At 47.2% G+C, this 21,288-nt stretch carries 17 protein-coding genes; 5 read left to right on the top strand and 12 right to left on the bottom strand.

The window, feature by feature from the left end; all coding sequences use genetic code 11:
- Positions 1–621 precede the first annotated feature (621 nt).
- From arcB to CA267_RS04535, 3 genes are read left to right on the top strand one after another with little or no spacing between them, the layout of a single operon-like run.
- Positions 622–2,979 carry an aerobic respiration two-component sensor histidine kinase ArcB gene (arcB, locus tag CA267_RS04545; protein ID WP_075608583.1) on the top strand — a complete coding sequence of 786 codons (2,358 nt, stop codon included), beginning with the start codon at positions 622–624 and terminating at the stop codon, positions 2,977–2,979.
- A 27-nt stretch (positions 2,980–3,006) separates the two neighbouring features.
- A complete protein-coding gene (locus CA267_RS04540; RefSeq protein ID WP_075608584.1) occupies positions 3,007–3,546 on the top strand; it encodes a PH domain-containing protein in 540 nt (179 codons plus the stop codon).
- Between the two features lie 22 nt (positions 3,547–3,568).
- Positions 3,569–5,155: a PH domain-containing protein gene (locus tag CA267_RS04535; protein ID WP_075608585.1), complete on the top strand. Its 1,587-nt coding sequence runs from the start codon at positions 3,569–3,571 to the stop codon at positions 5,153–5,155.
- 58 nt (positions 5,156–5,213) lie between these two features.
- On the opposite strand, the gene prpF is transcribed toward CA267_RS04535, so the two are convergent.
- The 11 genes from prpF to CA267_RS04480 all read right to left on the bottom strand — a co-directional run bounded on the left by prpF (position 5,214) and on the right by CA267_RS04480 (position 18,506).
- On the bottom strand, positions 5,214–6,392 hold the full coding sequence (gene prpF, locus CA267_RS04530) for a 2-methylaconitate cis-trans isomerase PrpF (protein WP_075608586.1): 1,179 nt from the start codon (positions 6,390–6,392) through the stop codon (positions 5,214–5,216).
- Positions 6,393–6,452: 60 nt separating this feature from the next.
- Positions 6,453–9,050 carry a Fe/S-dependent 2-methylisocitrate dehydratase AcnD gene (gene acnD / locus CA267_RS04525; RefSeq protein WP_075608587.1) on the bottom strand — a complete coding sequence of 866 codons (2,598 nt, stop codon included), beginning with the start codon at positions 9,048–9,050 and terminating at the stop codon, positions 6,453–6,455.
- A gap of 60 nt (positions 9,051–9,110) precedes the next feature.
- A complete protein-coding gene (gene prpC / locus CA267_RS04520) occupies positions 9,111–10,235 on the bottom strand; it encodes a bifunctional 2-methylcitrate synthase/citrate synthase (RefSeq protein ID WP_075608588.1) in 1,125 nt (374 codons plus the stop codon).
- 92 nt (positions 10,236–10,327) lie between these two features.
- Positions 10,328–11,209, bottom strand: a complete 882-nt coding sequence (gene prpB, locus CA267_RS04515) for a methylisocitrate lyase (protein ID WP_075608589.1) — start codon at positions 11,207–11,209, stop codon at positions 10,328–10,330.
- Between the two features lie 27 nt (positions 11,210–11,236).
- Positions 11,237–11,893: a GntR family transcriptional regulator gene (locus CA267_RS04510; protein ID WP_075608590.1), complete on the bottom strand. Its 657-nt coding sequence runs from the start codon at positions 11,891–11,893 to the stop codon at positions 11,237–11,239.
- Positions 11,894–12,072: 179 nt separating this feature from the next.
- On the bottom strand, positions 12,073–12,729 hold the full coding sequence (locus CA267_RS04505; protein ID WP_075608591.1) for an OB-fold nucleic acid binding domain-containing protein: 657 nt from the start codon (positions 12,727–12,729) through the stop codon (positions 12,073–12,075).
- Positions 12,730–12,911: 182 nt separating this feature from the next.
- Entirely contained in the window at positions 12,912–14,273 is a 1,362-nt protein-coding gene (locus tag CA267_RS04500) for an MFS transporter (protein ID WP_097349183.1), read from the bottom strand.
- A 757-nt stretch (positions 14,274–15,030) separates the two neighbouring features.
- Complete coding sequence (locus tag CA267_RS04495; protein ID WP_075608593.1) at positions 15,031–15,615, bottom strand: BON domain-containing protein; 585 nt, start codon at positions 15,613–15,615, stop codon at positions 15,031–15,033.
- Between the two features lies 1 nt (position 15,616).
- A complete protein-coding gene (locus CA267_RS04490; protein ID WP_075608594.1) occupies positions 15,617–16,216 on the bottom strand; it encodes a phosphoheptose isomerase in 600 nt (199 codons plus the stop codon).
- Between the two features lie 32 nt (positions 16,217–16,248).
- Positions 16,249–16,593, bottom strand: a complete 345-nt coding sequence (locus CA267_RS04485; protein WP_075608595.1) for a YraN family protein — start codon at positions 16,591–16,593, stop codon at positions 16,249–16,251.
- Positions 16,594–16,601: 8 nt separating this feature from the next.
- Complete coding sequence (locus tag CA267_RS04480) at positions 16,602–18,506, bottom strand: penicillin-binding protein activator (protein ID WP_170669016.1); 1,905 nt, start codon at positions 18,504–18,506, stop codon at positions 16,602–16,604.
- A gap of 128 nt (positions 18,507–18,634) precedes the next feature.
- On the opposite strand from CA267_RS04480, the gene rsmI reads away from it, so the two are divergent.
- Complete coding sequence (rsmI, locus tag CA267_RS04475) at positions 18,635–19,489, top strand: 16S rRNA (cytidine(1402)-2'-O)-methyltransferase (protein ID WP_075608597.1); 855 nt, start codon at positions 18,635–18,637, stop codon at positions 19,487–19,489.
- Between the two features lie 320 nt (positions 19,490–19,809).
- Positions 19,810–20,076 (top strand): hypothetical protein, encoded by a 267-nt coding sequence (locus CA267_RS04470; RefSeq protein WP_075608598.1) that lies wholly within the window; start codon positions 19,810–19,812, stop codon positions 20,074–20,076.
- A 78-nt stretch (positions 20,077–20,154) separates the two neighbouring features.
- Here the strand turns inward: CA267_RS04470 and nspC are convergent, their stop codons facing one another.
- Positions 20,155–21,285, bottom strand: a complete 1,131-nt coding sequence (gene nspC, locus CA267_RS04465; RefSeq protein WP_075608599.1) for a carboxynorspermidine decarboxylase — start codon at positions 21,283–21,285, stop codon at positions 20,155–20,157.
- Positions 21,286–21,288: the final 3 nt, after the last annotated feature.

Here is a 21,288-nt window from a genome sequence, read left to right as displayed (position 1 = left end):
TTGAGGAAACCAGTCATTCGCCGCATTTTTATGCATTATTGCGTTGCGGGCCGTACAAAATACCTATATTGCAATATAAAATCAATTGATAATCAGCATTCTCCCCGAAGGAAAAAGCGTTTATCTTGTTATACCTCTTTATTTCAGCGACTTACCAACCTTTATGAAATATAGATAAAAACTTATGGATATTATATTTTCAGGGAAATTAGGATGTATATTCTAAACTTAGAAAGGTGAATAACTGATTGTTATGAATATATATTCAAAAATTAAGGGATATTATCTACTTTTGGAAAGCCGTAAAGTGAGGTGCACGATAACTCTTTGTTTATTCCCACATTTAACTGACGTCAGGGGCCAACCTGACTATAACCTATATTTTTGATTTGAGTGGTTGTTAAATATACAGCGGCGCGCAGCGGGAAGCAAAAATTTTTCGATGTAGAGGTTCCGCCAGTGACTGCTACCATTCTTCGCGAAGATGCTATAATGCTCATCCACATTAATGCGAATTGGTGTAAAAACCGCCCCGATTCACTTAGCAAAGAGGTTTTGCGTTTTCCGCATCATCAAGACCTGCTAGGATAAACCTACTCAAATATTTGTTGTACAGAAACTATGCATCAAGATTCTCCAAACGATTCATGGGCCATCCGTTTTGCGCAGTTCGTAAAAACCTTTGGCACATTAAAGCTCAGTGTTCTGTTCGTGATACTGACGCTGGTATTTACTCTTGGGGGCTCTTATTTGATTCGAGTCAGCCTGGGCACCGAGGTACAGCCGGACGATTTTATCATTGCTATTATTCTGACGATGCTTTCTGCACCCTGGATACTCTACTTTGTCAGCGAACTGGTTAAACAGTTAGAAACCTCCCGCACTAATCTAAAAGAAGTGGTCAGTCAGTTGGAGCGGCTGCGCGAAGAAGATGTTTTTCTTAATCGCGAGTTGCAGAGTAATATCCGCCAGCTCAACCATGAAATTGAGCAGCGAAAACGTGCGCAGGAAGACAGAGAAGCCGTTTTTCAGGATCTGGAAAAAGAGATTGAAGATAAATCTCAGTCAGAAGAGCAAGCACGCCGGCTTTCTACATTGTTACGCTCCATTATTGATGCGTCACCCGATCTGATCTACTACCGCAACGAAGAAGGACGTTTTGCAGGTTGCAATCGTGTGGCTGAAATGATGACGGGCAAAACCGAGCAAGAGCTGCTGGGTTTGACTTTACACGATGTTTTTGAAGAAGAACTGGCCCGGCAGATTGTGGCCAGCGATCACGAAGTCTTGGAAACCAACGCCAGTATGACAGAAGAGCTTTGGTTGCGCTTTGCCGATGACCGTCGCCGTTACTTCGAAATGAAACGGGTACCCTTCTTTGACAGTGACGGCAACCGCCTTGGATTGCTGGCATTTGGCCGGGATATGACCGAACGCAAACAAGCTGAAAACGCTGCCGCAAAGGCCAGTACCGACAAAACCCGTTTTATTGCTACTATTAGTCATGAGCTACGCACGCCCTTGAACGGCATTGTGGGGCTAAGTCGTATGTTACGCGACACCGACCTGACGGAGGAGCAATTCAACTGGGTAAGTACCATTTACGCCAGTGCAATTACGCTGGGCAATATTTTTAACGATATTATCGATCTGGATAAACTGGATCGGGATAAACTGGAACTTAGCCTTAAAACCGTATCGCTGCGGGATTTTACCGAGGAACTAAGCAGTATTATTCGACTGCTAGCGGCGGATAAATCTTTAGAATTAATTACTACAATTAATCCTCCACTTCCGCAGTTAGTAGAAGTGGACGGTACCCGTTTGCGGCAAATATTGTGGAATATTTTGTTTAATGCGGTGAAATTTACTCATAAAGGGCACGTCAGTCTTACTGTTTCGGCCAGCCGTCCAACCAACGATATCAGCATAGTAACGTATGTAATTGAAGATACCGGCGTGGGAATTCCGGAAGGCGAACTGGATAAGATATTTGCTATGTATTATCAAGTGGATCATCCAGATCATCAATCTGCTACTGGTACCGGTATCGGACTGGCTATCTGTAAGCAGATGGTAGAATTGATGAGCGGTGAAATTGAAGTTTCCAGTGAGGTGGGCAAAGGAACGCGGTTTGAAATTAAGTTACCCCTTCAGATCTCACAGCGCCCGATGCAGGTAGAAAAACTTCAAGTCACGGGTCTACAGATATTGTTGGTTGAAGACATTGAACTAAATGTGATGGTCGCAAAAGCGCTGCTGGAGAAACTGGGGCAGCATGTCGATGTGGCAATGACTGGTCAGGAAGCCATCGATAAAGCAAGAGCTAACCAATATGACCTTATTCTGCTGGATATTCAACTGCCTGACATGACTGGTTTTGATGTTGCCAGTACGTTGATGGAAGAGGATCTGGTAATGCAAACGCCGATGGTAGCCTTAACTGCGAATGTCATTAAGAAACGCGAAGAATATCTGCAAAACGGCATGGACGATGTTATTGCTAAACCGGTGAAGAAAAGTCGTGTTATTGAAGTATTTAATAGTCTCTTCGCCGAGCCAGAAGTTTCGCCTGTTGCCAAATCGACTGGGGTGAAAAAAGAAGAAAGTTCTAAAACCCTGAATAACATTCTGGATATGGATTTACTGCAGATGCTGGTAGATACCATTGGGGAAGACATGGTTAGAGCCAGTGTAAAAGTGTTTCAGGATAAAATGCCGGAGTACATGGAAATTCTGCAGTTGAGCCTTAGCGCCGACGAAAAATCTGAAGTTTGTTCTCAAGCTCATAAGATAAAAGGCGCGGCGGGTTCCGTAGGCTTGGCACGTGTACAGCGCATCGCCAATCAGATTCAACAAGGTGATCATCCCGCGTGGTGGCAAAACGTTCATGACTGGGTTGAGGAATTACAAATGGCGGTGCAGCACGATATGAAAGCGTTACAGGAATGGCTAAATGAGCAGATGGTCGATGATTGATCACACTTTCTTCAGGCAAGGCGTTTCATGACAGAAGACGCTTTTAGCAATCATGTCGTCGATCTGGAAGCGCTACCCGCGATAGAGGAGGTGGCAATGCAAGCCATTTCTCCTCGCTACCGGGTGGTCAATCTTGCTGTGACCGTGTTTCTGGTGACATTGCTGATGGCGATTGCCAGTGCTGTACGATTTCAGCCGTGGGTGGATATACCTGAAGCACTGCGAGAGGCTTATCCTGTTGTGGCTGGGCTGCTTCTGGCGTATGGAGTGGTGTCGTTCGGCTATCACTTTATGGCTGATAAACGCATTCGTTTTGCTGTGCGGCAACAGGATATCGTGCTGCAAAGCGGGCTCTTTTTTTGCAAAACGGTTTGCCAGCCGATATTGCGCGTGCAGCACGTAGAGTTAAAACGAGGACCGATAGAGCGTATGGCGGGATTAAGCAAGCTTCAGGTTTTTTCTGCAGGGGGTGCAGGACACACCTTTGAAATTCCGGGTTTACCGAGTGCAACTGCACAAAAGATTCGCCAGTTTATTCTTGATCATAAAGATTTAGATGCCAAATAATCTCACGACAAAAGCAAGCAGTGTGGCATCAACACAAGCTGAGGGAGAAACCGGGAAAGCTGCTGTCGACACTGGCAGCGCCTGGCGACGTCTTTCTCCCATTGCCATTTTATATTTTACTGCTTCAAACGTAAAAAAACTCGTTAGTTTTGGTATCTACGCCGTACCTGCTGTAGCAGTAAGTATTAACGCCATTAACCTCCAAAGTAAGCCTTATGTATGGTCAGCAATCATTGCCGCAGCCCTTTTAGTGGCAATGAGTGGGGCAATAAGCTACTTCTTCTACCAATTTAGGGTACGCAGCGGCCACGTAGAGATACGCCTGGGTGTGCTCAATCGTCGTTACATAAACTTACCATTCTGGCGGATTCAGAACGTAAAAATAAATACGCCTTTTTATTACCGGCTGACACAGTTCGTTGTGGTGGTGTTAGACACTGCAGGGTCGGCGCAGGAAGAAGCAGAAATTGTGGCAGTGAGCGGCAAATATGCCAATAAGCTGCGTCAGCAAATCCTGGCTGAACGTCATCAATATGTCGAACAGCAAGCAGACAATACCGATGAAAAAATACCATCACCATCGGCCAAGACCGACTCTGATACAGATGAAGAAATTCTAAATCAGCGTTCCCTCTATGATTTGTTTATCCACGGCATTACCAATAATCGTGTGTGGATACTCCTTGGGGCAGCGGCACCGTTTTACGATAATCTGTATAGACAAGGCTTTAGCTGGCTGGAAAGCAATGGCTTAAGCTTACAACAGCTTCTTGGCGAACAGAATGCGGCTTGGTGGCAGCTCGGAATTTACAGTCTTACCATTTTGCTGATAGTCATGGGACTGCTGGCACTGATTTCCGTGGGCGGCTCTGTACTAACATTTTATGGATATACTTTAAGTCGGCAAGGTGACAGATACGTAAGACGCAGCGGTTTGTTGAACAAGCAGGAAGTCAGCATGCGGCGCTCTCGCGTGCAGGTTATTGCGGTAAAGCAGGATTGGTTGGATAAAGTGCTGGGGCGCGCCAATTTGTTTTTTGAACAAAACAAAGCCAGCCAACAACCGGAGCAAGACTTATCCGCCGCCAATACCCTTTTAGTCCCTTCCGTCACTCCTGCGGAAGCAGAAAAACTCAGCCAAGGGCTGATGCCCGATATCACAATGGGTTCGGCAAAGTACCGAGCCATCAGCAAACGCTTTTTATGGCATCACTGGTTTATAAGATTACTTCCCGCCTATGTGTTACTGATGATAGTGACATTGATGGATAGTCTCTGGCAGGTAGCGGTGATTGGGACTGTTGGTGCTATGCTACTTGGCACCATTATCGGACTGCGCTGGTGGCGATGGGGGGTGGCATGGGATGGGGAGTATATCTACGTGAGAAGCGGGATTATCGGTATTGATTATCAATGTTTCCAACCGTTTAAAGTTCAACAGGCAGCGATAAAGCAAAGTGTGCTGATGAAAAGGCGTAAAGTGGCAACCGTACAGTTTGTAATGGCAAGCGGCAGTATTACCGTTCCCTATATGGACGAGGAGGAAGCGTTAGCGCTCATTAATTCTTCACTGTATGCAGTGGAAAAAAGCCGGCGTTCCTGGATGTAGCGCTGACGCTGAATTTCCCTACAGGGTTAATTTAATGGCTAACATAAATACCATATCGTTATAAAGCGTTACTGGGGATCCGCACCCAACCTTCCATCAGCACTCGCGCGCTCCGGCTCATTACCGCTTTTCTCACCACCCAGTGACCATTGATTTTCTGCGCCTGAGCGCCTACTCGTAGCGTACCGGAAGGATGTCCAAAGGTAACGGAGTCTCTGTTTGCTCCTCCTGCTGCCAAATTCACCAGCGTTCCAGGAATTGCCGCGGCAGTGCCAATTGCCACGGCGGCGGTGCCCATCATGGCATGGTGGAGTTTTCCCATGGAAACTGCGCGCACCAGTAAATCTATCTCACTTTTCTCAATATGTTTCCCGCTGGATGCAGTGTAAGCAGAAGAAGGCGCTACCATTGCAATTTTCGGAGTATGTTGGCGGCTTGCCGCTTCACCAATATTGCTGATCAACCCCATTTTTACCGCTCCGTAGGCGCGAATGGCTTCAAAACGCGCTAACGCATTAGCATTATTATTAATGTCATCCTGTAGTTCAGCTCCCGTATAGCCAAGGGCATCGGCCTTGATAAAGATTGTCGGAATACCGGCGTTTATCATGGTTGCTTGAAGGGGGCCAATGCCGGGGACTTCCAGTTCATCAATAAGATTGCCAGTGGGAAAAATTGCGCCTTCACCCTCGGCAGGATCGGTAAATTCAATTTGTATTTCCGCTGCGGGAAAGGTCACGCCATCGAGTTCAAAATCACCGGTCTCCTGAACCTCACCGTTCGTGATGGGAACATGGACCGCAATCGCTTTTTGGATATTTGATTGCCAAATTCGTACAACCGCAACGCCGTTTTGTGGAACTCGGGCAGTGTCAATAAGGCCATTGCTGATGGCAAAGGCACCTACTGCAGCAGTTAAGTTTCCACAGTTTCCGCTCCAGTCAATGAAGGGTTTATCAATGGCTACCTGGCCGAACAAATAGTCCACATCGTAGCCTTCCCGTTCACTTCTCGAAAGGATCACCACTTTGCTGGTACTGGAGGTGGCGCCGCCCATTCCGTCGGTATGTTTTTGATAGGGATCAGGACTGCCGATAACTCGAAGTAATAGAGCATCGCGCGCATCACCGGGCCGTTGGGCGGCTTCAGGTAAATCCGATAACGAGAAAAATACACCTTTGCTGGTGCCGCCCCGCATATAGGTTGCGGGAATTTTTATCTGTGGACGATGAGCCATAAGCAATGCGTTCCTTTTTTTTCGACGGTCAGTGACAGATGCCATGCGACTGCCAGGTCTTTATTCTGTAATCTCTTCGGCTTGCAGGAAATCCTGCGCGAAGCGTTGCAACACGCCGCCAGCTTCATAAATTGCGACTTCTTCGCCGGTATCTAGGCGGCACTTTACGGGCACTTGCGAGGTATCGCCACTTCGTCGATGAATGATCAACGTGAGTACTGCGCCTGGAGAAGGTTGACCGGTGACATCAAAGGTTTCAGAACCATCCAGCTCCAACGTGTTACGGGTGGTGCCAGGCTCAAACTCTAGCGGCAACACACCCATGCCGATGAGATTGGTGCGATGTATACGCTCGAATCCTTCAGCAACAATGACTTCCACACCCGCAAGACGTACGCCCTTGGCCGCCCAGTCGCGCGACGAGCCCTGTCCATAATCTGCACCGGCCACAATTATTAATGATTGCTTGCGCTGCATATAATGCTCAATAGCTTCCCACATTCGAACCACCGTCCCTTCAGGTTCAATGCGCGCCAACGACCCTTGCACAACCTTGCCGTTCTCTTTCACCATTTCGTTGAAAACTTTCGGATTCGCCAGCGTGGCCCGTTGGGCGGTTAGATGATCACCGCGATGGGTCGCGTAGGAATTAAAATCCTCTTCCGGAACCCCCATTTTGGTCAGATATTCCCCCGCTGCACTATCTGCCATAATGGCGTTAGAAGGAGATAAATGATCAGTAGTAATGTTGTCGCCAAGAATTGCAAGGGGGCGCATACCGGTTAGCGTGGCGGGCGCAGCCAACGCGCCTTCCCAGTAGGGTGGGCGACGAATATAGGTACTGCTTTCACGCCAGTTGTATAACGGGTTCAGGCCTTTTCCATAGTCAACGGTTAAATCGAACATGGGTTCATAGACTTTTCGAAAATGTTCGGGTTTTACCGATTCCGCGACAATGGCATCTATTTCTTCGTCTGTCGGCCATAGATCTTTTAAAGTGACAGGGTTGCCTTGTTGATCCATTCCCAGCACATCTTTTTCGATATCAAAACGAATGGTGCCCGCAATAGCGTACGCCACCACCAATGCCGGTGAAGCTAAAAACGCTTGTTTAGCATACGGGTGAATTCGACCGTCGAAGTTGCGGTTTCCCGATAGCACTGCTGTAGCGTATAAATCCCGGTCGATAATTTCCTGTTGAATGACAGGATCCAGAGCCCCGCTCATGCCATTGCAGGTTGTGCAGGCGAAAGCCACCACACCGAAACCCAACGCTTCAAGCTCAGGCAGTAATTTGGCTTCTTCAAGATATAATTTCACAGCTTTGGAGCCGGGAGCCAGCGAGGTTTTCACCCACGGTTTGCGGGTAAGTCCTTTTGCATTAGCGTTTCGGGCAAGCAGGCCGGCAGCAATAACATTCCTGGGGTTACTGGTGTTAGTGCAACTGGTGATGGCAGCAATAATTACCGCGCCATCGGGCATTTTGCCATCTTCGTGTGTTGTGGCGCCAGTGATACCTCGGCTGCCAAGTTCAGACGTTGCCAGCCTGGCGTGAGGATTTGAAGGCCCGGCCATGTTGCGTGTGACACTGGATAAATCGAATTGGAGTACCCGCTCGTACTCGGCGGTAGCCAAATTGTCCGCCCACAGACCGGTATGTTTGGCGTAAGTTTCCACCAGCGCCACCTGTTTATCTTCACGGCCGGTGAGTTTTAAATAATCAATGGTTTGCTGGTCAATATAAAACATCGCCGCCGTAGCGCCATATTCAGGTGTCATATTGGAGATAGTAGCGCGATCCCCCAGGGTCAGGTGAGAAGCGCCTTCACCGTAAAATTCCAGATATGCCGACACTACCCGCTGTTTACGCAAAAATTCCGTAAGCGCCAGTACAATATCTGTTGCCGTAATATTAGGCTGAGGTTTGCCGAGAAGTTCAACGCCAACGATATCCGGTAGCCGAAGATACGAGGCACGTCCCAGCATCACGCTTTCAGCTTCCAGCCCACCCACACCTACAGCAATAACACCTAATGCATCAACGTGGGGCGTATGACTATCGGTACCCACCAGCGTATCGGGAAACGCAACACCGTCCCGGGAATGAATAACCGGCGACATACGCTCAAGGTTTATCTGATGCATAATGCCGTTCCCCGGCCCAATGACATCCACGTTTTTAAACGCCGTTTTGGTCCAGTTGATAAAATGAAAGCGGTCGTCGTTGCGGCGATCTTCAATAGCGCGATTTTTCTCAAACGCATCTTTTTCAAAACCTGCATGTTCAACGGCCAACGAATGATCCACAATCAACTGTGTGGGAACCACCGGGTTTACCTTGGAAGGATCGCCGCCTTTCTCAGCAATAGCATCACGCAGACCGGCTAAATCTACAAATGCAGTTTGACCAAGAATGTCGTGGCACACCACGCGTGAAGGATACCAGGGAAAATCCAGATCGCGTTTTCGATAAATAATTTGTTTAAGAGATGCTGTTAATGCAGCGGGGTCGCATTTTCTTACCAGATTCTCAGCCAGCACCCGCGAAGTATAGGGCAATTTGTCGTAGGCATCGGGCTCAATAGCATCGATCGCTTCCCGGGTATCGTAAAAATCGATTCGGGCGCCGGGCAGTGGTTTTCTGTAATCAGTGTTCATGTGTTCCTCCGTTCGCGAAAGCGGGTTCAGCCGGACAATTTTCAGCCCGGCCATTGCGCGTTAGCTTCGCTCGCTGATTGGTGTCACTGCGCGGGGTTGTTCGCCCACATATTCCGCAGAGGGGCGAATAATTCGGTTATCAGCCCGCTGCTCCATGACATGGGCCGCCCAGCCGGTTAGGCGAGACATTACAAAGATAGGCGTAAATAATTTGGTCGGAATTCCCATAAAGTTATAGGCAGAGGCATGAAAGAAATCGGCATTACAGAAGAGTTTTTTCTCGCGCCACATTACTTCTTCGCAACGTTCTGATACCGCGTAAAGCACCGTATCACCTACATCTTCTGATAACTTTTTCGACCAATGCTTGATAATAGCGTTACGAGGGTCAGACTCGGAATAAATAGCGTGTCCAAAACCCATGATCTTATCTTTACGTGCCAGCTTCGCCATCATTTCCTGTTCGGCTTGCTCTGCAGAGGTAAAATCTTCAATCATGTCCATTGCTGCTTCATTCGCACCACCGTGAAGCGGGCCTCGTAGTGAACCTATCGCGCCGGTTATACAGGAATGCATGTCAGATAACGTTGAAGCACAAACCCGGGCCGTGAAGGTAGAGGCGTTAAATTCGTGTTCGGCGTACAAAATAAGTGAAACGTGCATGACCTTTTCGTGAAGTTCGCGAGGTTTCTCGCCGTGTAGCAGATGCAAAAAGTGTGAGCCGATAGAATCATCATCGGTATCCACGTTAATGCGTTCGCCGTTGTGGCTAAAACGATACCAGTAGCAAATAATGCTGGGAAAACACGCTAACATACGATCGGCTGTCTCTTCCTGTTCATCAAAGCTGTTTTCAGTTTCCAGGTTGCCCAGCATTGAGCAGCCAGTGCGTAACACGTCCATGGGATGTGCCTGTTTAGGAATGCGTTCGAGTACGTCTTTTAGCGCCTGAGGCAACCCCCGTAAGCTGCGCAGTTTGTTCTTATAGGTGCTAAGCTCTTGTTGATTCGGCAGCTTTCCTTTCAAAATAAGGTGAGCTACTTCTTCAAACTCACAGTTTTCTGCTAAATCCTTAATATCATAGCCACGATAGGTCAGGCCGGAGCCCGATACACCGACAGTAGAAAGGGCGGTTTTTCCTGCCACCTGGCCGCGTAATCCGGCACCACCAAGTTGTTTCGCCATTTATTCGTCTCCTGATATTTTTTATTTGTAGCCTGTACAGTAGGGTACAGCGGGTATTGTTGTGCTGCGGGTCGCGCAACGTTGTCGTTAAGCTATCGTTTTTTGCTTTGGGCGAACAACTCGTCCAGTTTCTGTTCGTAGTCGTGATAGCCGAGATAATCGTACAGCTCCATGCGGGTTTGCATCGAATCAACAACTGCTTTCTGATCGCCGTTTTGCAAAATAGACTGGTATACCCGTTCTGCTGCTTTATTCATCGCTCTAAACGCACTTAGCGGGTAAAGCACCATGGCCGCGCCCCATTCCCCCAAATCTTTTGCATTCCATAGCTCGGTTTTACCGAATTCGGTGATATTCGCCAGAATGGGTACGTTAAGAGCCTCAGAGAAAGCGCGGTAGTGTGCTTCGGTCTGAATAGCTTCAGCAAAAATACCGTCTGCACCTGCGGCCACATAAGCCTGCGCACGTTCAATGGCTGCATCCAGCCCTTCTTGCGCAAAGGCATCAGTGCGGGCCATGATAAAAAAATCGGGGTCGATGCGCGCATCTATTGCTGCCTTAATGCGATCCACCATTTCTTCAGTGGGAACAATTTCCTTATTCGGCCGGTGCCCGCACCGTTTTTGCGCTACCTGATCTTCCAGATGTACCGCGGCGGCGCCGGACTTTTCCATTTCTTTAATCGTTTTTGCAATGTTAAACGCACCGCCCCAGCCGGTATCTATGTCTACCAGCAGGGGTAGATCGCAGGCTGCAGTGATCCGCTGCACATCGGCAATGACGTCATTTAAAGATGTAATACCCAGATCCGGCAGCCCGTAGGACGCATTTGCCACACCACCACCAGAGAGATATATCGCTTTATGGCCAATCTGCTTTGCCATCATCGCTGAATAAGCGTTGATAGTGCCTACAATTTGTAACGGTGAATTGTCAGCAAGCGCCTGACGAAATTTGTTACCTGCGCTTTTCATCAATTGAATCTCCAAAATCTGGGTAGGTTACGATAATTTTTGCTGGATATTATTTTTCGAATACAAAATGTGGCGTCGCATAAGCATTTCGGCCAGCTCACCATCGCGATTAGCAATGGCCTGAACAATATTTTTATGCTCGTCAAACGCAGTAGTGACGCGCGGACCCGCCATACCAAGCTGAACCCGGTACATGCGGATAAGGTGATAAAGGCCGTCAAACAATACAGCGATCAACTGGCTGTTTTTACTTCCTAAAATAATGCGGTAGTGGAAGTCTACGTCGCCGGCTTCCTGATAATAGGATTCGCCGGTTTTTACCTCATCAAAATGCACAGCTAGTAAATTCTGCAGGTCAGCTATTTCTTTATCAGTCATATTTTTTGCCGCCAACCTTGCGGCCATACCTTCAAGAGACTCCCGAACCTGATACAACTCCACTAAGCCTTCAGGTGTCAGAGAAACTACCCGCGCTCCGACGTTCGCGCGCCGCTCTACAATATGGCACGCCATCAAACGGCTTATCGCTTCGCGAATGACAGCTCGACTTACAGCATACTTTGTCGACAATTCGGTTTCACTTAACTTGGTTCCAGCAGGAATGAAGCCTTCTACGATGTCGTTGCGAAGCTTGAAAAAAGTTTTATCAGCGCTGGTTACCGCATTTTCAACTATGACACCCATTTTTCCTGCTTCACTAATATTTGAATTGTCGACAATATAGGGTAGGTGGAGGGGTTCGTCAAATGGAATTGGCTGAATTGTCGACAAAAGCAGGTTGATGTTCATCAGAAGCAACAGGTTTATGGAAAGGCGGATAATAAAAAACGCCCTTGCGGACGTTTTTAGACTGATAAACTACTTTAAATGTGTTTCCCGTTGACTTTGATGATGTAATTGGCATCGAGCGAGTAGGAAGTAAAGAAATCGTCATCCAGCGAGGCAGAAACTTTCACCCGATCTCCTTTAGCGAGCTTTAAATAACCTTCATCGTCGACTGGGCTATCTCTCATATCGTCCACATTGACGGTGACCGAAGTATCCCCAACTGAAATCTGTACAGCTTCGTCGCTCACCGCAGACACGTTTCCAATTAATAACATACTGTCCAGGCTTGAGGGAATAAACGCTGTGGTTGCATAAACGTCTCGTGAAGAACTATCGGCAGAATCGGAGATAAAGGTAGTGCGAAGACTGTCTATATAAACACTAGATGCTTGAAGGGTGGAATTAGAAAACAGACTGCCGTCGATTTTTCCGGACACCGTGACTGTATCGCCATCCAATGCTTTAAAAGCCTGAGCGTCAAAATCGGTATCGGCAATTTCTACTATAATATTACCTTCACCATAATCCAGAGTGAAAAACTGAGAATCGACTTCTCTTACTTCACCACTTACAGTTACCCAAGTAGAAGAGTCGAGAGATGCAGTATGATCTGAACCCTTGGCAATAACAGGATTGGCTGAGACAAGTGCAACCGATGAAGCTAGTGCCAGTAACGTTTTCTTATGAAACATAATAAACTCCTTAAAATGTTTACCACAATCGTACTGTCTGATTGCTTGTGTTTTACTCACTACGTTAACGTTAATGCAATCCCAGTGCCGTGGAGGTAAATCAAGGAGTTACAATGATTTAGCGGCAATTGCAGATGTTGAAACCGGTAAAGTTTGCGTAATTTGTATGCCTTACACAGGAACTACATGTCTGTGGCGTTGGCGCGGCGGCGCTTTTTCAATACGGTTTCGCCTGCATCTGCCGGTAAAGAGACACTGTCAATTATCGAGAGCAGAGCAATAAATGCCATAACCCACATAGTTACCTGAAATTCCGCAACGGACGGATTGGCTGTATTGCCATTCAATAACCAGGTGCCGAACGCTAATGCTAACGCGCCGACAGTAATTCCGAGTCCTCGGGTCATTTGCATTACCACGGCACCAAAAGTATTTGCATCTCGCATCTGTGCTTGCGGAATATCGGCAAAGCTAATGGTGTTGAGTACGGTTAGGTGCATAGATCTATTCATACCACTGATAAATAGAATTGTTGCAAGCGCCCAGGCTGGCGTCGTTGTAGAACAAAGGGCAAGGGCGGCAAAGCCTGCAGCAATGAGCGCGCCGTTTACAATAAGAATATGTTTAAAGCCAAACTGATTCATTAGCCAGGTAGTTGCAGGTTTCACAATTAAATTACCGCCGAACAACCATAGCAATAACGTACCTGCTTCAACTGCCGAATATCCTAATCCAAGCTGTAACATTAATGGGATTAGAAAGGGCGCACTGGAAAGTGCCACTCTTATCACTGAGCCGCCAAATATGGTGAAACGGAATGTCCGTATTTTAAGTGCGTTTAGTGAAAATAAAGGGTTTTCAGCAGTTTGAATGTGGCGGACGGTAATAATCAAAAAGAGTAGTCCCAACAGCGTAAAGACGATTGGCAAAGTGAGATTTTCTGGTCGACTGGAAAATATTTCAAGCCCGGTCATAAATAGGCCGAAGCCAAAGCCACTCAGCAAAAAGCCTTTGATATCGAATTTTTGTGGCTCACCTTTTTCACTGGTGAGTAATAGACGGGTGAATACGAGAGCAATAAGCCCCAGCGGGACATTGATTAGGAAAATCCACGGCCAACTCCAGTTTTCTGCAATCCAACCACCAAGGACCGGACCAATTAAAGGCGCGCCCAATGCGGGCCAGGTTAAAATGGCCATGGCTTTTACCAGCTTGTCTTTCGGCAGGTGGCGAATTACCACTAGCCGGCCTACTGGTACCATCATTGCCCCACCTATTCCCTGCAGCACCCGGGCAGCGGTGAACTGTGGGAGGCTAGTGCTAGAAGCGCAAAGTATGGAAGAGAGAATAAAGATAATTATCGCAAGACTGAAGATTCTACGTGCACCGTATCGGTCCGCAGCCCATCCACTAATTGGTATAAAGAGGGTTACGGCAACCAGATAAGCTGATACTCCAACCGACAAATGCGCCGCCGCCACATTAAAATCTTTTGCAATGGCAGGCAGGGCAGTGGTGATAATTGTGGCGTCGAGGATCTCCATAAACAGAGTGGCAGCCACAAGCAATGCGGTAGCGGTTTTATGATCGATGAGTCGCATTCAGTTTCGCTATTCTTCGCGTTTGAAAAGGTTAAAGGATTGGCTTTCCAGAAGTTGGCTTTAATTCTGACTTTGCGCCTCATGTAATACCAGCACGCAGCGATAATTGATCACTGCGCGAATGATTAGTTGCTCTAATACTAATCACACTTTGATGTTTGAACAGCTAAGAGAAGAGACTTCATCTAACCAAGGGCACTGGTGAAGGAGTGCCTAGAGATGCAATCTAATGTAACGCATGATAGATGGATTCCTCTTTCTCCCTTCGGAGGCGGCTTTTAAAAGTGGGAAGATTTCCGCGCTGAGTGAGCGCACATTAATGCGGATTAGTATCATACAGACTAACAATAGGTAAGAACCTTGAACGAAGACAACGTTTCCGCCTTTCCAGTGACGCCCCGTAAGACTTAATTTTCAACAACCATTGTGAAAGGGATAGGTATTCGAAAAATCTATCACTTAACAAAAAGCCATCTTCGTGGGCGGTTAAGGTAGAGAGAGAACGTGAACGCTTTTAAAAGAGTGAAGACTTCTTCGCTGAACTGCTGGAGCATGGATGCTCCAGCAGAGCCATCAGGGGTGAATTTACGGCGTTTCGAATGAGGAATTCGCTATTTCTCCCTCCAGATTGTTGGTGTTCAGGGTACTAAAAAGAGCAAGCTTACTGCTTCTCTAGCACCTGCAGTGCGAATTTTTGAATTTACATAATCTCAAACGCACGAACCACACGAGCAACGCCATCAACATTACGTGCGATATTTACCGCGTAAGTGGCTTCCTGATTATTCATTCGGCCCATTAAGAACACTTCAGCATTTTGCACTACTACGCGAACCTGAAGCGCCGGTACACGTTCATCGGCAACTAACCTGGCACGAACTTTTGACGCTAACCAGATATCATGGGCCTGAGTAGCGGCAGAAATGGGTTGAGCAATACGAACCTGATTATGAATTTTATGTACATATTCTACTTTTTTAGCCCCAGCCACGGCTTCATCAACCAGCATCTGACTGAGGGCTTGCCCGGTAATTAAAGCAACACCATTGTAGATATCTATTTGCAGATTTGTATCTTCTTTAAGCGGTTTGCTTTTTGACCACTGATATGCAACTTGACCTTCTGCTGTCTGATCATCTAGCTGGGTACCTACAGTCCGACGATCATTCGCTACCTTTGCGGCCATTGCGCCGGCAGCGCCGACTGCTACCACCGCACATCCTTGTAAACCGCTTAGCGCCAACATAATTCCTAACACTGGCACAAAGATCCGGCTTTTTCTCATATTAAATTTCGTCCCCGTGATCTGCTGGAAACAAACTATCATCAATACATTCACACAAGTTGTGGATCACCACCAGATGAACTTCCTGAATACGCGCCGTTCGATTAGAAGGTACGCGGATTTCCACATCATGCTCACTTAAAAAACCTGCCATTTCACCGCCGTCTTTGCCGGTTAATGCTACGATAGTCATATCCCGGGATAGCGCGGCTTCCATTGCAGCAATCACATTGCGAGAATTACCACTGGTGGAAATAGCCAATAGAATATCTCCTGACTGCCCAAGTGCACGAACCTGTTTAGCAAAAACTTCATCGTAGCTGTAGTCATTAGCGATGGATGTCAATGTGGATGTATCCGTGCTCAACGCAATTGCGGGCAGGCTCGGACGATCACGCTCGTAACGATTCAACATTTCCGAAGAAAAATGCTGAGCATCGCCAGCTGAGCCGCCATTGCCGCAACTAAGGATTTTATTTCCTCTAATCAGGGCTTCCACCATCATGTTAGCCGCTTTTTCTATAGTTTCTGGCAGCACTTCAGACGCAGCAATTTTAGTCTGAATACTCTCGGTAAAATTCGCTTTAATTTTTTCAATCATAAATTGTTCTTTAATTTACCTGTTCAGCGAACTCAATAGATATTTTTGAGCCACTGCAGTTGATGACCATCTAATGCTACCACATCAATCCTTAATGGTGTGTGCGTAGGATTCAGACCTTTATGTAACAGAAACTGTTCAAAGGCTTTTACCATTTTTTTCATCTTTGACGGCGTAACAAATTCTGCGGCGTAGCCATGATGATGAGAATGGCGGTATTTTACTTCCACGCACACCCAGGTGTCACCATCCCTCATGACAATATCGATTTCCCCCACACGGGTGTGGTAATTCTGACACACCAGCTTTAGCCCTTGTTGCTGCAAATGCTCAACGGCTTTCTTTTCTGCTTGTTGTCCGGAAATTTGAGTCTGCATTTACCCAATTACTCTGCCAGCGGTTTTATCTTTTCGTTATCAATTACCGCCTGGGGTAAAAGCCGGATGATTTCCCGACTTTTATTCATTGAAAGCTCACCCGTAAGCCCCGCTACAGTAACTTGAGGAAGTAATGCCAGATTCGGTAGATAAGGTAATAAATTGTAAGCATCAACACCAAACGCAAAGAACCGTGAAGTTTGGGTGCTTCGCTGAGGCCAAAGCTCTGCTGTCTGCTGAGAGAGTGACTGCCACTGATGCTCTGGCAGCATCCAGGGCATGTCTATAAAGCGAACATTTTGTAGGTCTCGCCACTGGTTCTTACCACTATCATATTCCATGGAGCGGGATGTGGCGTAAACAGGCACCGTTTTGCCATTAAACGGGCTCAAACTGGCTTCGATCATTGGATTAAGCAATTCGGTTTGTTCCGGAGAGGCAAACACTACGATAGCATCCACGTCACGTCGGTTGCGCGGCACATTGTAAAGCTCTTCATTTACCATATATTCAATCTGATTGATTCTGGACTTGCTCTGTGCCACATCGAGTGCTTCTGTAATTCCCTCTCTAAGCGAACTGCTATCAGTGAAAGTTACTGTGGTTAAATTCACGTGTTTACGCTTTACATCATTCTTGTTCAATTGCTGCCACCGCAATTCAAACGCTTCGTGCATACGCTGATTGATAGTATTTTTTGCAGAAATTAGAATCGGGGCGCGATACCCGTGATGAAAAATATGATCAGCAAGCTGATAAGCTTCATCTTCCGGTGCCAAGGCGAAATAGGCCGTTCTTGGTACATCAAATCCTTCTTGCGTCCCTTCCTGCTGCAATTCATCAAGGCGATTGAGTGCCAGCATGTTTATATTCACTGGGCGAACAGAATTTATTGCGTCGACGTTTTCTTTTAACAGTGGCCCGATTACCCATCGGCTGTCACCGATGGAGGCGACGAGTTCTTCTGCGTTTTTATTCACCGTATCTACAAATTTCAGAGTAGGCTGACGTTCCGGCCGATTTTGCTGCTCCAGTGTCTGATAATAAGCCGCCAGTATGCCTTCTTTTACCGCCAGACCGGTACTTTCCAAGCGCCCGCTAAGAGGGAGTAATACCACTATCTGGTCGATAGAAGGTGGGTTAAGCGACACAGCCTGATCCAGTTCCTGCGGCCAGTATTCCACTATCGGGGAACCGCGAAAGACCTGCTTAAACTGATTCAAAGCTTGTTGTAGCTGACGAGGCTGTAAGCCGCTTTCCTGAATTAACTGGCGCAAGGCGAGAAAAGGTTCTAACGCGGGAAACTGCGACTCCGCGGAGGGAAACGCTTCCCGTGATGCCATATTTACCCACTGCCAGGTTCTGGCAACGCTTTCCTCAGTTGGCGCGACCGATTGCACATAAGCGTTTGCCGCACCGAGCCAGTCCTGCTGACGCTGATATAGTTCCGTTTGAACAGCAAGCTGCTGGGCTTTCACCTCGTCGTCTGCGGCCAGCGGAGATACCAGAGCAAGAAGCTCTTCGCTGTCAGCATCTGGAGATTGAAGGTAGCTTTTAGCTATCAGCATATTGGCTCGCAACCGCAAAGGGGTTGAGAGCGGCCCGCTTTCTATTGAAACTAAAATTTGCTGGGCTTGCGCTAGCTTACCTTCCTGGAGATAAGAGGTAGCCGCATCCATTAAAAGCTGATTACGCTTGTCACCGTTGTGGTCTTGTTGCCAAGCTTCTTGTGCCTGGCTGATAAGCGATTCTGGTGTTTCTGTAATCACTTTCGGCTGGTTTGGCAGGTTAGGCTGTGAGACTATCGGGCGAGAAGACTGTGGTGCGCGACTGCTACTACAGGCAAACAGCGAGAGCATTAGAGCAATAACCATAAATTGTGCTAAGAAACGAGAAAATCTAACCAGTCGCACCGAGTATTCCTTCATCATGAGTTCGTTGTCAGTTTATCTTAACCTACGGGAAAATCTATGGCTGGGGCGATAAACTGTGCTTAGGGCGTGATACACTAGTGCTATAAATCGAGGAAAAACCAGCCATTATGATAGACACTGCAACGCTTTACATTGTTCCGACACCTATTGGCAATTTAGAAGATATCACCGCCAGAGCAATTAGAACTTTAGAATCGGTAGACTGGATTGCGGCAGAAGACACTCGCCATAGCCATAAGCTGCTTCAGCACTTAGGGATAAAAACCCGCACTTTATCTTTGCATGAACATAATGAAGACAAACGTACAGCAATGTTGTGTCACCGCCTGAAAAGTGGAGAGTCGGTTGCGCTAGTGAGTGATGCGGGAACGCCGCTTATCAGCGATCCGGGCTTTATATTAGTAAGAAAATGTCGTGAAGAAGGCATTCCGGTGGTAGCACTGCCGGGTCCTTGTGCAGCCATTACCGCGTTAAGTGGCGCAGGGCTGCCCACCGACCGTTTTATTTTTGAAGGCTTTTTACCTGCGAAAGCGCAAGCCAGAATGAATCTGCTGGAAAGTTTACAGGACCGTACCTGTACCAGCGTGTTTTATGAGGCGCCCCGGCGCATTCTGGATACGGTCAAAGATTTGCAAGAAGTGCTGGGCAATGACAGGCCCATCGTTATGGCGAAAGAACTGAGTAAAACGTTTGAAAAGTATATTAGCGGCTCACCAGCGGAGGTGATTGCCTGGCTGACGGCGGAGCCTGCGCATCAGAAAGGTGAATTTGTGCTTATGGTAGCCGGTGCGCCAGCCCAGTTAAACAGTACTCCTCCGGAAGCAATGGCACTTTTAAAAAGCCTGATGGAGCTGTTGCCGCTAAAAAAGGCAGCGGCGGTGGTGGCTGAACATTACAACTTAAAAAAGAACGCGCTATATCAGGCGGGGCTCGAGCTCTCTTCTGCCGGCAGTAATAGTTAACCCCAACTCGAGATAAGCCAATATTAGCGTAAGAATAATCGAAATCTATATAAGGTGTTGATTAAAAAGGATTTTTAAAGTCTATGCGACACTTCTTATCCCGAGTTGGGGTTAGTTAAGCAATCAGACTTGAATCAATGTCCAGCTTCTTAAGTGACACATAGCGGATTTTTTTCAAATTGAACATCGCAAAGTAATGCCTTCCAGCTTGTTCAGAATTAGCAGCCCTGGAAATGGTAAAGCAATAATTCTGGGGCACAATTAAACAAAAGCGCCCGACCTTTCGTAGTGACATCAATCACTCAATGTTGCGAGGAACTATGGTAGAACGAACGCTTAAGCTGGAAATTAATGATGGCACCTGGATGGTCAATATTACCACTGATTCCAATGATGACGGCAAATACGAACTACTTCATCCAGCCAAAGAAGCGGTGGTGAATATCAGTGATGAACACATGCAAGGATTCGACTACAGTATTGCTGCACATGAGGGTACGCCCTACAAGCTATTACTAGATGATATTGTGTTGGCAGAAGGCGCGGTTAATGGAGGTGGGGTAGCCAGAGGCAGTGGTGTAGTGTAAACATCAGAGATTTATGTTTATCATTTACAGTTAATCACATAAAAAATGTAAAATAAAAAAGCGCCCTAAGGCGCTTTTTTACGACAACCGCCCTTTAAAATCGGCGTAGTTAAATTGTCTTATCAGCTCAAAATCCCCGTTTTGCCGCAGGATCCCAATACCTGGATGCTCAACACCGTTAAAAAAGGTGGTTTTGACCATAGTGTAGTGCATCATGTCTTCAAACTGCAGGCGATCACCAATAGCTAACGGCGTGTCGAACGAATAAGTGTCAATGACATCACCAGCCAGACAGGAATTCCCACCGAGCTTGATATTGTAAGCTTTTTCACCCGGCATGCCCGCACCGCGAATAGCGGGACGATAAGGCATCTCCAGCACATCTGGCATATGCGCCGTTGCGGAAACATCTAAAATTGCAATTTTTCCGTCGTTTTCAACAATATCGACAACTTCAGCTATTAAAGGACCCGTCTGCCACGCCACTGCCGATCCCGGTTCCAGAATTATCTCAAGATGCGGATAGCGCTGTTTAAAGTTTTTCAGTGTAGCAATGAGATGATCAACATCATAACCGACGCGAGTCATCAAATGGCCGCCTCCAAGATTCAGCCACTTTAGCTCGCTAAGCCATGGGCCAAATCGCTCTACGATGGCATCAAGAGTGCGCTCAGTGGCAAAAGAATCACATTCACACAAATTGTGGCAATGGAAACCTTCGATACCTGCAAGATCAACGTCTTTGAGTTCAGAGGCGCGAACACCCAACCGCGAACCTGGCGCTGCCGGATCGTACAGCGGTGTATCTGCTTCCTGATGTTCCGGATTGATCCTGAGCCCCAAAGATACTCCGGGCAAATCACTACGATAGCGTTGCCACTGACTTAGGCTATTAAAAGACAAGTGATTAACCAGCGTTTTAAGCTCGTTTATATCCGAGGGTTTGTATGCTGGCGCATAAGCGTGAACTTCTCTACCCATTTCACTGGCCAGCTTGGCTTCCCAAACAGAACTTGCCGTTGCACCCTGCAAGTACTGTTTAACGATGTTAAACGTTGACCACATGGAAAAACCTTTCAGCGCCAGAATAATACGCACGCCAGATTCATCCTGCACACGCTTCATCAACGTTAGGTTACGTATCAGTTTTTCTTCTTCCAGCACATAACAGGGCGAGGGAATGTCTTTGTGTAACGTCAAATCGGTCAACCC

It is taken from the genome of Alteromonas pelagimontana (assembly GCF_002499975.2).
Classification (GTDB): domain Bacteria; phylum Pseudomonadota; class Gammaproteobacteria; order Enterobacterales; family Alteromonadaceae; genus Alteromonas; species Alteromonas pelagimontana.
Note: the sequence above shows the minus strand (reverse complement) of the source record. Positions and strands in the feature narration are given on the sequence as shown.